Genomic DNA, 12,584 nt, shown 5'->3' with positions numbered 1-12,584 from the left:
TCCGTCTCGTGGGAGCGTAGATGTGTATAAGAGACAGGATATGAGGTGGACGAGGCCAACGCCGTCCGCGTCCACTCCAGCAATGTCCGCGGATTCGCTTGAACAACTCGGTGAGCGCGACCCGGGCTTCCATCCGCGCCAGATGCGCGCCCAGGCAGAAATGTGCGCCACTACCGAAACTCAATAATTTGGGCCCGATTTCGCGGCCGATCAGATAGTCGTCGGGATCGTCGAAGACCCGCTCGTCGCGGTGGCCGGAACCGGGCAACAGCAGCAAGACGTCGCCCTCGGGAATGGTGGTGTCGTAGAGGGTGAGCTCCCCCGACACGGTGCGGGCCAGGATCTGGCTGGACGTGTCGTAGCGCAGGGTCTCCTCGACCCACAGCGGCACCAGCGACAAGTCGGCGTAGACCGGAGTCAGCTGATCGGGGTTCTTGTGGCCCCAAAACGCGGCGTTGGCAAGGAGTTTGGTGGTCGTCTCGTTGCCGGCGATCACCATCAGGAACATGAAGCCGAGGACTTCCTCGTCCGTGAGCCGGTCGCCGTCGATCTCGGCTCCCAGCAGCGCCGAGGTCAGGTCATCCGTCAGCTTCTTGCGCCGTTCGGCGACCATCCCCTGGTAGTAGACGATCAGGTTGATGGAGGCCTCGACGGCCTCCGGCGGCACGTCGGTGACGCCCTCCGCGCGGTGCATCACCCCGTCGGCCCAGGCCCGGACCTGATCGCGATCCGGCTCGGGAACGCCCATCAACTCGGAGATGACGTCCATGGGCAGCTTGCCGGCGAACTCGTCGACATAATCGACGGTGCCGTCCGCTGAAGTGCTAGCCTTTTCCAGCATCGTGTCGAGGTGCCGCGTGGCGATCTCGGTGACCCGGGGTTCGAGTTCGCGAATCCTCCTCGGTGTGAAGCCTTTTGACACCAGCGTCCGCAGACGCAGATGGGCGGGATCGTCCATCGCCAGAAACGACATCGTCTTGGACGCGTGCGGGCCACGCGATGCCGGATCCAGCGAGACGCCGTACTTGTTGGATAGCGTGGTGCTGTTGCGGAACCCCTGCAGCACATCTTGGTGCCGCGACAACGCCCAGAACTTCAGGTCCTCGTTGCGATACAGCGGGGCCTCATCGCGGAGGCGCTTGTAGTACGGGTAGGGGTCCTCGTGGAAGTCGTAGTCGTACGGATCGAGGACCAGCTCGTGGTCGCCAACATGGATGGTCATTCGGTGTTTATCTCCTGGCTCGTCTCTCCGGCGCCGGTGAGGATCAGCCTGACCACATAGGCCAGCCGGTCGGCGATCTCGCGATAGGTGAATTCGCCGCTGCCGGCCTGAACGAGCGCCCCGAAGAACGACATCTCCAGCGCGGACACGGCGGTGGGGTCGGCGTCGGGGCCAATCGCGGACGTGATGCGGCGGTGGATCTCCGCGCCGATCCGGTCGCGTGCGGCCCTCACCGCGGGCTCGGCGCCTCCGCTGAGCAAGGCCGTCGTGCACGCGGCGCTGACTTCTGGCTCATCGGCGACCACCAGGGCCAGGTGGCGCAACACCTGTTCCACCCGGGTGGGCATCGGGTCGTTGACGTCGGTGAAGTAGGGGACCTGCCGCACCAGGTCCAGGTAGACCTCGGCGATGAGGTGGTTCTTCGACGAGAAGTAGGTGTACGCCGTGGCCGGGGCGACTTTGGCGCGGGCCGCCACCGCGCGCACCGTCAGGTCGGCGTACGACTTTTCGCGCAGCGTCTCGATGCCCGCCGCAAGCACCTTCCGGAAGGTCTCTTCCTGGCGGCGGTTTCGCGCGGGCCGGCCGGTCTGGTGCTCGGCCTGAGACGTGATCGTCACCAGTGCATCGCTGGACACATGTCCAAGCTATCGGACCGACTCAGCCGGAGGCAAGACCGATCGGCAAAGATGCGGGTTAATGTGCTGTTTTCGGTCGAATGGCCGTACCAGCCGAGATCGGCCCTTGCACCGCCAACAGCCGGACGGCTATGGTTCCATCGGATAATATCGGACAACTGTCCACTGAAATCCATTGAAATTCACGTGCTCGATTGGTCGCAGAGACGGGAGCTGGAGATGGCCTTGTTGGCCGACGGCGTGAGCGCACTTTTCATCGACGGGAAGATGTCGCCCGGCAGCGCCGGCACGTTCCCGACGATCAACCCGGCGACCGAGGAAGTATTGGGAGCCGCGGCCGATGGCGGCGCCGACGACATGGGCCGCGCAATCGACGCCGCGCGGCGCGCCTTCGACGACACCGACTGGTCGCGCGAAACCGAGCTGCGGGTGCGGTGCGTGCGCCAACTGCGCGGGGCGATGCAGCAGCACCTCGAAGAACTGCGGGGCCTGACCATCGCCGAGGTCGGCGCGCCGCGGATGCTCACCAGCATCGCCCAGCTCGAAGTCCCGGTCAACGACCTGGCGTTCGCGGCGGATACCGCCGAATCCTACGTTTACAACCAGGATCTCGGCGAGGCGTCGCCGATGGGTATCCGCACCCGGCGCACCATCGCGCGTGAGGCCGTCGGCGTCGTAGGGGCGATCACGCCGTGGAACTTTCCCCACCAGATCAACCTCGCCAAGATCGGACCCGCACTGGCCGCCGGAAACACCGTGGTCCTCAAACCCGCCCCCGACACCCCCTGGTGCGCCGCCGTGCTGGGCGAACTCATCGCCGAGCACACCGAGTTCCCGCCCGGTGTCATCAACATCGTCACCTCCAGCGACCACGGAGTGGGTGCGCTGTTGGCCAAAGACCCTCGGGTGGACATGGTTTCGTTCACCGGGTCGACGGCCACCGGTCGCAGCGTGATGGCCGACGGCGCCGCGACCATCAAGAAGGTCTTCCTCGAGCTCGGCGGCAAGTCGGCGTTCATCGTCCTCGACGACGCCGACCTGAGCGGTGCCGTGGGCGTGGCAGGGTTCTCGGTCTGCATGCACGCCGGCCAGGGATGCGCGATCACCACCCGATTGGTGGTGCCCCGCGCGAAGTATGACGAAGCCGTCGCCATCGCGGCTGCGACGATGGGCGGCATCAAGGCCGGCGACCCCACTGAGCCCGGAACCATCTGCGGGCCAGTGATTTCGGCGCGTCAGCGGGACCGGATCCAGGGCTACCTCGACTCGGCGATCGCCGAGGGCGGCACATTCGCGTGCGGGGGTGGCCGGCCGGCCGGCCGTGACGTCGGTTTCTTCATCGAGCCCACCGTCATCGCGGGGCTGGGCAACGACGCCCGCTGCGCGCGCGAGGAGATCTTCGGCCCGGTCCTGACGGTGATTCCGCACGACGGCGACGACGACGCGGTGCGCATTGCCAACGATTCGCCATACGGCTTGTCGGGCACCGTATTCGGAGCTGACCCGGCTCGGGCGGCGAGGGTTGCCGCGCGGGTTCGCGCGGGAACCATCAATGTCAATGGCGGCGTGTGGTATTCGGCCGACGCCCCATTCGGCGGTTACAAGCAGTCCGGCAACGGCCGAGAGATGGGCCTGGCCGGTTTCGAGGAATACCTGGAGATCAAGACCATCGCGACAGCGGTTAACTAGAGGAGCTCGAGAGCATGCGGTTTGAGAACAAGGTCGCCATCGTCACCGGGTCGGGCGGCGGCATCGGGCAGGCGTACGCCGAAGCGCTGGCACGTGAAGGCGCCGCGGTTGTGGTGGCCGACATCAAATCCGAGGCGGCCGAGGCGGTGGCCAAGCAGATCGTCGCCGACGGCGGCACGGCCCTGGCGGTGCCGGTCGATGTGTCCGACCCGGCATCGGCGAAGGCGATGGCCGACCGCGCGCTGGCCGAGTTCGGCGGCATCGATTATCTGGTCAATAACGCCGCGATCTTCGGGGGCATGAAGCTGGACTTCCTGCTCACCATCGACCCCGAGTACTACAAGAAGTTCATGAGCGTCAACCTCGACGGCGCCTTGTGGTGCACCCGCGCCGTCTACAAGAAGATGGCCAAGCGCGGCGGCGGGGCGATCGTCAACCAGTCGTCCACGGCGGCGTGGCTGTACTCGAACTACTACGGCCTGGCCAAGGTCGGGGTGAATGGCCTGACCCAACAGTTGTCCCGCGAGTTGGGCGGCCAGAACATCCGGATCAACGCGATCGCGCCCGGGCCCATCGACACCGAGGCCAATCGGACCACCACGCCGCAGGAGATGGTCGCCGACATCGTCAAGGGTCTTCCCTTGTCGCGCATGGGGACTCCCGAGGATCTGGTCGGGATGTGCCTTTTCTTGCTCTCGGATGAGGCGTCGTGGATCACGGGGCAGATCTTCAACGTTGACGGCGGGCAGATAATCCGATCATGACTCGTGCCGGCGACGATGCAGTGGGGGCACCTCCCGCTTGTGGGGGACGTAGCGATGTGGGGGCATCTCCCGCTTGCGGGGGAGAGGAGCGGCGCATATGAGTGAGCACGTGAGGCTTGGCTACATCGGGCTGGGCAACATGGGTGCGCCGATGGCCACGAAGATGACCGAATGGCCCGGCGGGGTGACGGTTTACGATATCCGGACCGAGGCGATGACGCCGCTTGTCGAAAAGGGCGCCCGCCTGGCCGACAGCGTCGCCGACGTCGCCGCCGCCGATATCATCCATGTCACCGTCCTCGACGATGCGCAGGTGCGCGAGGTCGTCGGCGAGCTGGCCGCCCACGCCAAGCCCGGAACGGTCATCGCGATCCACTCGACCATCAGCGACACCACGGCTGCGGAACTGGCCAGTGACCTCAAGCCGCAGGGCATCCATGTCGTGGACGCACCGGTCAGCGGTGGCGCGGCGGCCGCCGCGAAGGGCGAGCTTGCCACCATGGTGGGGGCCGATCGGGAGGTGTACGAGCGGATCAAGCCGGCGTTCAAACACTGGGCGGCGGTGGTCATCCACGCCGGTGAGCCCGGCGCCGGGACTCGAATGAAGCTGGCCCGCAACATGTTGACGTTCACTTCGTATGTCGCGGCGTGCGAAGCCATGAAACTGGCGGAGGCGGCGGGCCTGGATCTGCAGGCGCTGGGTCGGGTGGTGCGTCATACCGATGCCCTCACCGGCGGGCCCGGGGCGATAATGGTCCGCGATGACATGAAAGACCTTGAGCCGGAACATTTCCTGTACCAGCCGTTCATGCACACCCGGGGGCTGGGGGAGAAAGACCTGAGCCTGGCGCTGGCCCTGGGCGAGGCGGTGTCGGTGGATCTGCCGCTGGCCCGATTGGCCTACGAGGGGCTGGCGGCCGGCCTCGGGGTGCCACACACAGAGAAAGAGGCGTGATGGACGAACTTCGCCGCAAAGGCCTCGAAAAGATGAACGAGGTCTACGGCTGGGAGATGCCCAACATCGAGGGCGACGCGTACTTCGACCTGACCGTGGACCACTTGTTCGGCAGCATCTGGACGCGACCCGGATTGTCGATGCGCGACAAGCGCATCATGACGTTGACGGCGGTGACCGCGATCGGCAACCGCGACCTGGCCGAGATTCAGATCAACGCCGCGTTGCTCAACGGGGAGCTCACCGAGACGGAGCTCAAGGAGATGGCCGTCTTCCTCACCCACTATCTCGGTTTTCCGCTCGGTTCCGCGCTCAACGGCGCCGTCGACGCCGTCGTCGCGAAGCGGAAGAAGGCCGCGGCGAAGGGTGCCGGAGAGGACAAGAAGGCCAACGTGGACGCCGCCCTGAAGATGCACTCCGGGGACAAGGACTGACCCGACACGTCAGTAAGGCCGGCCACCTTCGGGCATCACGTACTCGGAGATCGGCGCGGAGCCGCCGTTGACCGACGTTCCACCGTTGATGATGCCCGGCGCCATTTCCAGCATGTTGTGTGGGAAACCGAATTTCGGCTTGGTCAGCGAGTCGAGCCGGCCCAGTTCGTCGGCGCTGAGCCGCACATCGACGGCGCGGACGTTGTCCTCGAGCTGCGAGAGCCTGCGCGCCCCGATGATGACCGAGGAGACGGCGGGCTGCGCGAGCACCCAGGCGAGTGCGACGCTGGCGACGTTCGTCTCGTGCGCCTTGGCGATGCCTTCGAGTTCGTCGATCAGCGCGTAGGTTTTGTCGTTGAGGAATGCGTCGACCATCGCGCCGCGATCGGCGTCGTGCTGACCGGCATTGGCTCGGGTGTACTTGCCGCTGAGCACGCCGCTCTTCAGCGGCGACCATGGTGTGAGGCCGAGGCCGAACTCCGCTGCCATCGGGGCGAGTTCCTGTTCTATGGAGCGTTCCAAGAGCGAGTACTCGACCTGCAGTCCGACGAAGCTCGACCAGCCACGGAACCGGGCGATGAGGTTAGCCTCGGCGATCTTCCACGCCGGGGTGTCCGAAACGCCGATGTAGCGCACCTTTCCGGCGCGGACGAGGTCGTCGAGCGCCGCCATCGTCTCGTCGATCGGAGTGTTCGCGTCCCAGATGTGCAGCCAGTACAGGTCGATGTAGTCGGTTTGCAGACGCCGCAGGGAGTTGTCGCAAGCGTTGATCAGGGACTTACGGCCCGAACCCCCGCCGTTGGGATCGCCGGGATACAGGTTGCCGCTGAACTTGGTGGCGATCACCAATCGATCCCGGCGGGCGGCGTTGCGCCCGACGTGGTCGCCGATGATCTTCTCGGAATGGCTTCGGGTGTAGAAGTTGGCGGTGTCGATGAAGTTGCCGCCGAGTTCGGTGTACTGGTCGATGATCTGTTGGGACTCTTCGACACTGGTGCCCCAGCCGAGGTCCTCGCCGAACGTCATGGCGCCCAGGCACAAGGGGCTGACGCGCAATCCGGAGCGTCCGAGTGTCACGTACTGATCCAGGGGCATAGTGGCCGCCTTCTGGTAAATTGTTCGGTTATGGGTTTGTTCCATCCTAAACTAGTTCATGTCTGAACGATCAGGCAAGTCGAAGCCTGCGATCGACGCGGCCAAGATCTGGTCGTTGAACTACCGCGTGCTGCTGTCGGTGATCTCGTGCGCCGAGCCCGACATCTGCGCGCTGGGGCTCGAATCCAAGGAGCTGTTCCTGCTCGCCGAGATCGACGAGCATCCCTACCCCGCCCAACTGGCGGCGACGTTGAGCATGCCCAAAGCGACGGTCACCGTCTACCTCAAACGACTGGAGGCCGCGGGATTTGTGCGTCGTGAGATCGACGCCTCCGATCTGCGGCGCCATCGACTACTGCTCACTCCGGCCGGACGGAAGGCCGCCACTGACGGGTTGGCACTGCTGTCCGACGAGTTCGACAAGCGTCTCGGACGCCTCACTGCCGCGCAGCAAAAAGAGCTGAAAGACCTGCTGGAGCGAATCGTCTGAACGCCTGAGCTAGTCTGACGTGTCGTGCGAGTTCTGGTGATCGGTTCGGGTGCGCGAGAGCATGCGCTGTTGCTGGCGCTTCGGAAAGACCCCCAGGTCACGGGCCTATTCGTCGCTCCCGGCAACGCCGGTACCGCCCGCGTGGCCGAGCAGCATGACGTCGACATTACGTCGAATTCCGACGTCGTCGCCCTGGCGCGCGAGCTCGGCGCCGACCTGGTGGTGATCGGTCCCGAGGTGCCGTTGGTGCTGGGGGTGGCCGACGCGCTGCGAGCCGCCGGCATCGTCTGCTTTGGGCCCAGCAAGGACGCCGCCCGCATCGAAGGCTCCAAGGCGTTCGCCAAGGAGGTCATGGCCGCGGCCGGCGTCCGTACCGCGGCCAGCGAAACCGTTGACAGCCCGGCGCATTTGGACGCCGCACTGGATCGGTTCGGGCCTCCGGTGGGCGACCCCGCCTGGGTGGTCAAGGACGATCGGCTGGCCGCGGGCAAGGGCGTAGTGGTGACCGCGGACCGCGGCGTCGCCCGCGCGCACGCCGCCGGACTGCTCGAGGCGGGCCATCCGGTGCTGCTGGAGTCGTATCTGGACGGCCCGGAGGTGTCGCTGTTCTGTGTCGTCGACGGCGATACCGTGCTGCCGCTGTTGCCGGCGCAGGACTTCAAACGTGTCGGCGACGGCGATAGCGGACCCAACACTGGCGGCATGGGCGCCTACGCACCGGTTCCGTGGCTTCCCGACGGGGTGTACCGGGACATCGTCGGCAATATCGTCGAACCCGTTGCGGCGGAAATGGTTCAGCGTGGCAGCCCGTTCTGTGGTTTGTTGTACGTCGGACTGGCGATCACCACCAACGGGCCGGCCGTGGTCGAATTCAACTGTCGGTTCGGCGATCCGGAGACCCAGGCCGTGCTGGCGCTGCTGGAATCACCGCTCGGGCAGCTGCTGTACGCGGCGGGCACCGGCAAGCTGGCCGACTTCGGCGAGCTGCGCTGGCACGAGGGGGCGGCTGTCACGGTGGTGCTGGCGGCGGAGAACTATCCCGGGCGCCCTCGCGTCGGGGACGTCGTCGCCGGCTCGGAAGCCGAGGGGGTGCTGCACGCGGGCACGGCGCGTCGCGACGACGGCGAGGTGGTCTCGTCGGGCGGCCGCGTGCTGTCGGTGGTGGGCACCGGCGCCGACCTCGCCGCCGCGCGGTCGCAGGCGTACGAGCTGATGCGGTTGATTCGATTGCCGGGCAGCCATTTTCGAAGCGACATCGCGCTGTTGGCGGCCGAGGGCAAGATCAGCGTCTAGAAACCCGCGGCCTGGCCGTCGCGGCGGGGATCGCTTGCCGCAAGGTAGCCGCCGTCGAGCCGCCAGATCGCCTGGCAGCTGCCGAACTGGTTGTAGTCGTCCACGGCAACCAGGTCATGTCCGCGGCGGCGAAGCTCGTCGAGCGTCGCGGCCGGGACGCCTTTCTCGCAGCTGACCTGCATGCCTTGCACCCACCGGAACCGAGGGCCGTCACACGCGGCCTGCGGATTTTGTCCATGGTCGGCGATGCGCACCATCACCTGCGTGTGACCCTGTGGCTGCATCGTTCCGCCCATCACGCCGAAGCTCATCACGGGGGCGCCGTCTTTGGTGACAAAGCCCGGGATGATCGTGTGGTAGGGCCGTTTGGCCGGCCCTACGCGGTTCGGGTGTCCTTCGGCCGCAGCGAAATTCGCACCGCGGTTCTGAAGCGATATCCCGGTGCCCGGCACCACGACACCGGACCCGAATCCCATGTAGTTCGACTGGATCATCGACACCATCATCCCCGCGGCGTCGGCGGCGGTCAGATACACGGTTCCCCCACTCGGAGCGCCCGCTGACGCCGGCCTCGCCCGGGCGCGATCGATGAGGGCGGCGCGTTGCCTCAGATAGTCGGCGTCCAGCAGGTGTTCCGGGCGGACCGGCATGTGCTCGATGTCGGCGACGTAGGCCTGCGCGTCGGCGAAGGCCAGCTTCACCGCCTCGATCTGCAGGTGCACGCTGTCGGCGGAATCGACTGGGAACGAGCCCATGTCGAAGTGCTGCAGGATTCCCAGGGCGATCAGGGCCACGATCCCGTGACCGTTGGGCGGGATCTCGTGGACGGTGTATCCGCGGTAGCTGCCGCGGATGGTGCCCACCCAGTCGGCGCGGTGAGCGGCGAGGTCGCTGGCGCGCATCACGCCGTCGTTGGCCAGCGCGTGCGCCTCGAGTTGGGCGGCCAGTTCTCCGCGGTAGAACGCGTCGCCGTTGGTCGCGGCGATCTTCTCGAGCGTGGCGGCCTGTTCGGCGAAGCTGAACCGCTCACCGGGTTTGGGCGCCCGCCCGGCGGGCATGAAGGCGGCGGCGAAGCCCGGCTGCCTTTCGAACAGCGGTATCTGCGCCGCCCATTGCTCCGCGACGGTCGGTGAGACCAGGAACCCGTTGCGGGCGTAGCTGATTGCGGGCTCGAAGAGCTTTTCGAACTGGAGCTTGCCGAACTTGGCGTGCAATTCGGTCCACGCCGACACCGCCCCGGGCACGGTGACCGCGTTCCAGCCGACCACCGGAACGGCGTTGCCGCCGAAGTATTCCGGCGTCCAGGCCGCGGGCGAACGGCCAGAGGCATTCAGCCCGTGCAAGCGCCGGCCGTCCCACACGATGGCGAAGGCATCCGAGCCGATGCCGTTGGAGACGGGCTCCACCACCGTGAGCGCGATCGCGGTGGCGATGGCCGCATCCACCGCGCTGCCTCCGTCGGCGAGCATCCGAAGGCCCGCTTGGGCCGCCAGCGGTTGCGACGTGCACACAACGTTGTCCGCCAGCATGGGCTTTCGCGGCCAGGGGTAAGGGAACTCCCAATCGAAGGGTGCCGTCACCTTCGCGAGCGTAGCGCTGGCGTGACGCTCGGTGCCCAGCGCCGCGCTCGCGTGACGCACGATGGCCAAGCGCATTCACGCCGTCAGCAGCGGCGCCATCCAGGTCAGCTCGGCGGGCAGCTGCGAACTCCAGAACTCCCCGTTGTGGCCGCCGGGCGAGAAACCGCCCGCAGGCGGATGGGGCAGTTGCGCGATGAACTGTTTGGTCGCGGCGTAAAACGGATCGCCGTCGCCGCAATCGACCCGAATGGGAATCGACCCCAGCGCAGGCATCCCGAACACCGAATTCGCCGCGAAGTCGTCGGGCCCGTCGAAGGCACCAGGCGCGGCCGCGCCGGAGGAAAGCCACAGTGCGGGACTGACGGCGCAAATCGCCGCGGTGCGCGCCGGACCCAGCCGGCCCCCCAGCAGCAACGCGCCGTAGCCACCCATCGACCAGCCCAAGAACGCCACCCGCGAGGTGTCCAGGCCTTGGCTACTCAACATCGGGATGAGCTCGTCGAGCACCATGGCCCCGCTGTCCTCGCCGGACGCCCTCTTGTGCCAATAACTGCCGCCACCGTCGACGGCGACCACGGCAAACGGCGGCAGGCCCGCGTTGACGGCCTGGGCCAGGCCCTGTTCGACGCCGCCGGCCATCACCGTGGATGCGTCGCTGCCCTTGCCGTGCAGCGCGATGACCGGTCGCAGCGTCTTCGTTTGGCCGGGCGGTCGTGCGATCGCCCAGTTGGTGTTGATGCCGCCGCGTGCCGCCGATACGAAGGAACCCGTCACCATGGTGGGCGCCGGCTGACCCGGGGGAGCCGGTTCGAGAGGTGGGGTCGGCGGCGGCGCCAGCGGCGCCTGGGTGCCGGCCGTTGACAGCGGCATAGCCTGGGATGGTCGGGGCTTGAACAGGACGTCGAGCGCATACGTGCCCGCTGCGCCCGCGGCGGCGCCGGCGCCGAGACCCAGCAGGGCACGGCGGCTGAAGTCGGGCATGCGGGCCATCATGCCACGTTCGTTTGGCGGGCCGTTTGGCCGAAATGGCAATGCAGTACCACTTTGGCTGGCACGATGGCTACTCGTGACGGCAGCAGTCACTCCGAAGGGAGAACGTCGGCGGTATGCGCTCGTGAGCGCTGCCGCCGAGCTGCTTGCCGAAGGTGGATTCGAGGCGGTGGGCCACCGCGCGGTCGCTCGGCGGGCCGGACTGCCGTTGGCGTCTACTACGTATTACTTCTCGTCCCTTGATGATTTGATTGCGCGCGCCGTCGAACACATCGCGATGATCGAGGTGGCGCAGCTGCGGTCGCGGGTCACCGCCCTTTCCCGTCGGCGCCGCGGACCGGAGACCATCGCCGAGGTGTTGGTCGATCTGCTCGTCGGCGACGTGTCCAGCCCGGGGCTCAGCGACCAGTTGATCTCGCGCTACGAGCGACACATCGCGTGCACCCGGCTGCCCGCATTGCGCGAGACCATGCGTCGCAGCCTGCGGCAGCGCGCCGAGGCCGTGGCCGAGGCCGTCGAGCGATCGGGCCGCACGGTACACATCGAGCTGGTGTGCACGCTGATCTGCGCGGTCGACGGTTCGGTGGTGTCCGCGTTGGTCGAGGGCCGCGATCCTCGGGCGGCGGCGCTGGGGACGGTGGTCGATCTCATCGAAGTGCTCGCCCCCATCGATCAGCGGCCCCTGCGGTCGGCCGGCAGCGAAGGCGTCACGATGTACCCGGTGGCGAAGTCGCCGTAAATCGTCACGTCCGCCGGGCTGCGCTGCGCGTAGAGCGCCACATAGGCGTAGACGACGGCGTCGACGGGATCCTCGGCGCGGCGCAGCTCGCTTTTGCGCTCGGCGGTGGTTACGCGCTTGCGCAGCCGAGCCCACTCTTCACTACCCGCCACCTGCAGGGGCACCGCAGCGTGCGCGAGCTTCTCGATGCCGTCCATCAGCAAGAGCAGCTCGGATTTGAGCTGATCGACGCCGCGGCCGGGCTTGGCCTTGTACTTGAGCGTTCGCTCCAGCCGGAACAGCACCACGGTTGCCGGATGCGGGTAGACCTCGATCGCGCGCCGGGACGCCGGTGACCGCGGGTCCATGTCCAGTCCCATCGCCCGCGCCAGTCGCGCCGCGCGTGGGCCGTCGGCGAACTCCGGTTTCGCCGTGTTAGCCGGGTGCGCCCCGGCTTCGAACTTGCGGAAGTCGCGGTTGAGCGCCGCTTCGGCGGGACGCTGGCCGGTCGGGTTGGTCACCACCAGCGGCGCGTCGAATCCGACCAGGCACTGCTCCCGCACATAGGGCGACAATGCGGCGAGCACCGCCGCGTCGTCGCCGACGGCATCGATGTGCACGAGGCAGCCCCCGGCGTCGACGACCGCGACCCCGGTGGGATTGCGCCCGGCCCACGCCAGATCGACGCCGGCGAAGTACATCCTGCCCAGGGTATGGCG

Annotated in this window: 13 protein-coding genes and 1 pseudogene; 8 read left to right on the top strand and 6 right to left on the bottom strand. The window is 67.1% G+C overall.

The window, feature by feature from the left end; translation table 11 throughout:
* A partial coding sequence (locus tag A5781_RS07000) for a cytochrome P450 (protein ID WP_231990653.1) occupies nucleotides 1–1,222 on the bottom strand: 1,222 nt, incomplete at its 3' end.
* Nucleotides 1,219–1,857 (bottom strand): TetR/AcrR family transcriptional regulator, encoded by a 639-nt coding sequence (locus A5781_RS06995; RefSeq protein ID WP_067203137.1) that lies wholly within the window; start codon nucleotides 1,855–1,857, stop codon nucleotides 1,219–1,221. The genes A5781_RS07000 and A5781_RS06995, both read right to left, overlap by 4 nt.
* A gap of 219 nt (nucleotides 1,858–2,076) precedes the next feature.
* On the opposite strand from A5781_RS06995, the gene A5781_RS06990 reads away from it, so the two are divergent.
* The 5 genes and pseudogenes from A5781_RS06990 (at nucleotide 2,077) to A5781_RS06975 (ending at nucleotide 5,699) form a co-directional block, all read left to right on the top strand.
* Nucleotides 2,077–3,546, top strand: coding sequence for an aldehyde dehydrogenase (locus A5781_RS06990; protein ID WP_067203134.1), 1,470 nt, complete (start codon nucleotides 2,077–2,079; stop codon nucleotides 3,544–3,546).
* Between the two features lie 14 nt (nucleotides 3,547–3,560).
* Entirely contained in the window at nucleotides 3,561–4,310 is a 750-nt protein-coding gene (locus tag A5781_RS06985; RefSeq protein ID WP_067203130.1) for an SDR family oxidoreductase, read from the top strand.
* Between the two features lie 2 nt (nucleotides 4,311–4,312).
* Nucleotides 4,313–4,411: pseudogene (locus A5781_RS26520) on the top strand (hypothetical protein); the annotation flags it as partial.
* Nucleotides 4,408–5,265, top strand: coding sequence for an NAD(P)-dependent oxidoreductase (locus tag A5781_RS06980; protein WP_067203128.1), 858 nt, complete (start codon nucleotides 4,408–4,410; stop codon nucleotides 5,263–5,265). The pseudogene A5781_RS26520 and the gene A5781_RS06980, both read left to right, overlap by 4 nt.
* Nucleotides 5,265–5,699 carry a carboxymuconolactone decarboxylase family protein gene (locus tag A5781_RS06975; protein ID WP_067203126.1) on the top strand — a complete coding sequence of 145 codons (435 nt, stop codon included), beginning with the start codon at nucleotides 5,265–5,267 and terminating at the stop codon, nucleotides 5,697–5,699. Before A5781_RS06980 ends, A5781_RS06975 begins: the two co-directional genes overlap by 1 nt.
* A gap of 9 nt (nucleotides 5,700–5,708) precedes the next feature.
* On the opposite strand, the gene A5781_RS06970 is transcribed toward A5781_RS06975, so the two are convergent.
* Complete coding sequence (locus A5781_RS06970; RefSeq protein WP_067203177.1) at nucleotides 5,709–6,794, bottom strand: aldo/keto reductase; 1,086 nt, start codon at nucleotides 6,792–6,794, stop codon at nucleotides 5,709–5,711.
* Nucleotides 6,795–6,852: 58 nt separating this feature from the next.
* Between A5781_RS06970 and A5781_RS06965 the strand changes: the two genes are divergently transcribed.
* Complete coding sequence (locus A5781_RS06965) at nucleotides 6,853–7,284, top strand: MarR family winged helix-turn-helix transcriptional regulator (RefSeq protein WP_231990652.1); 432 nt, start codon at nucleotides 6,853–6,855, stop codon at nucleotides 7,282–7,284.
* Between the two features lie 24 nt (nucleotides 7,285–7,308).
* Nucleotides 7,309–8,577, top strand: coding sequence for a phosphoribosylamine--glycine ligase (gene purD, locus A5781_RS06960; protein WP_067203124.1), 1,269 nt, complete (start codon nucleotides 7,309–7,311; stop codon nucleotides 8,575–8,577).
* Here the strand turns inward: purD and A5781_RS06955 are convergent.
* Together A5781_RS06955 and A5781_RS06950 are read right to left on the bottom strand one after the other, a co-directional pair.
* Nucleotides 8,574–10,157, bottom strand: coding sequence for a gamma-glutamyltransferase family protein (locus A5781_RS06955; protein WP_067203172.1), 1,584 nt, complete (start codon nucleotides 10,155–10,157; stop codon nucleotides 8,574–8,576). The two genes, purD and A5781_RS06955, sit on opposite strands and share 4 nt — an antisense overlap.
* A 75-nt stretch (nucleotides 10,158–10,232) precedes the next feature.
* A complete protein-coding gene (locus tag A5781_RS06950; RefSeq protein WP_067203121.1) occupies nucleotides 10,233–11,150 on the bottom strand; it encodes an alpha/beta hydrolase-fold protein in 918 nt (305 codons plus the stop codon).
* Between the two features lie 73 nt (nucleotides 11,151–11,223).
* Between A5781_RS06950 and A5781_RS06945 the strand changes: the two genes are divergently transcribed.
* Nucleotides 11,224–11,886: a TetR/AcrR family transcriptional regulator gene (locus tag A5781_RS06945; RefSeq protein WP_067203118.1), complete on the top strand. Its 663-nt coding sequence runs from the start codon at nucleotides 11,224–11,226 to the stop codon at nucleotides 11,884–11,886.
* Here A5781_RS06945 and A5781_RS06940 read toward each other — a convergent pair.
* Nucleotides 11,820–12,566: a DUF429 domain-containing protein gene (locus tag A5781_RS06940; protein WP_067203115.1), complete on the bottom strand. Its 747-nt coding sequence runs from the start codon at nucleotides 12,564–12,566 to the stop codon at nucleotides 11,820–11,822. The genes A5781_RS06945 and A5781_RS06940 overlap by 67 nt on opposite strands.
* Nucleotides 12,567–12,584 lie beyond the last annotated feature (18 nt).

The organism is Mycobacterium sp. 852002-30065_SCH5024008, assembly GCF_001665645.1.
Classification (GTDB): domain Bacteria; phylum Actinomycetota; class Actinomycetes; order Mycobacteriales; family Mycobacteriaceae; genus Mycobacterium; species Mycobacterium paraffinicum.
Note: the sequence above shows the minus strand (reverse complement) of the source record. Positions and strands in the feature narration are given on the sequence as shown.

Bases quoted from the DNA above. Each gene is read 5' to 3' on its own strand.
- A5781_RS06990 (WP_067203134.1), top strand. From the start codon at position 2,077: ATGGCCTTGTTGGCCGACGGCGTGAGCGCACTTTTCATCGACGGGAAG.
- A5781_RS06985 (WP_067203130.1), top strand. From the start codon at position 3,561: ATGCGGTTTGAGAACAAGGTCGCCATCGTCACCGGGTCGGGCGGCGGC.
- A5781_RS06980 (WP_067203128.1), top strand. From the start codon at position 4,408: ATGAGTGAGCACGTGAGGCTTGGCTACATCGGGCTGGGCAACATGGGT.
- A5781_RS06975 (WP_067203126.1), top strand. From the start codon at position 5,265: ATGGACGAACTTCGCCGCAAAGGCCTCGAAAAGATGAACGAGGTCTAC.
- A5781_RS06970 (WP_067203177.1), bottom strand. From the start codon at position 6,794: ATGCCCCTGGATCAGTACGTGACACTCGGACGCTCCGGATTGCGCGTC.
- A5781_RS06965 (WP_231990652.1), top strand. From the start codon at position 6,853: ATGTCTGAACGATCAGGCAAGTCGAAGCCTGCGATCGACGCGGCCAAG.
- A5781_RS06950 (WP_067203121.1), bottom strand. From the start codon at position 11,150: ATGATGGCCCGCATGCCCGACTTCAGCCGCCGTGCCCTGCTGGGTCTC.
- A5781_RS06940 (WP_067203115.1), bottom strand. From the start codon at position 12,566: ATGTACTTCGCCGGCGTCGATCTGGCGTGGGCCGGGCGCAATCCCACC.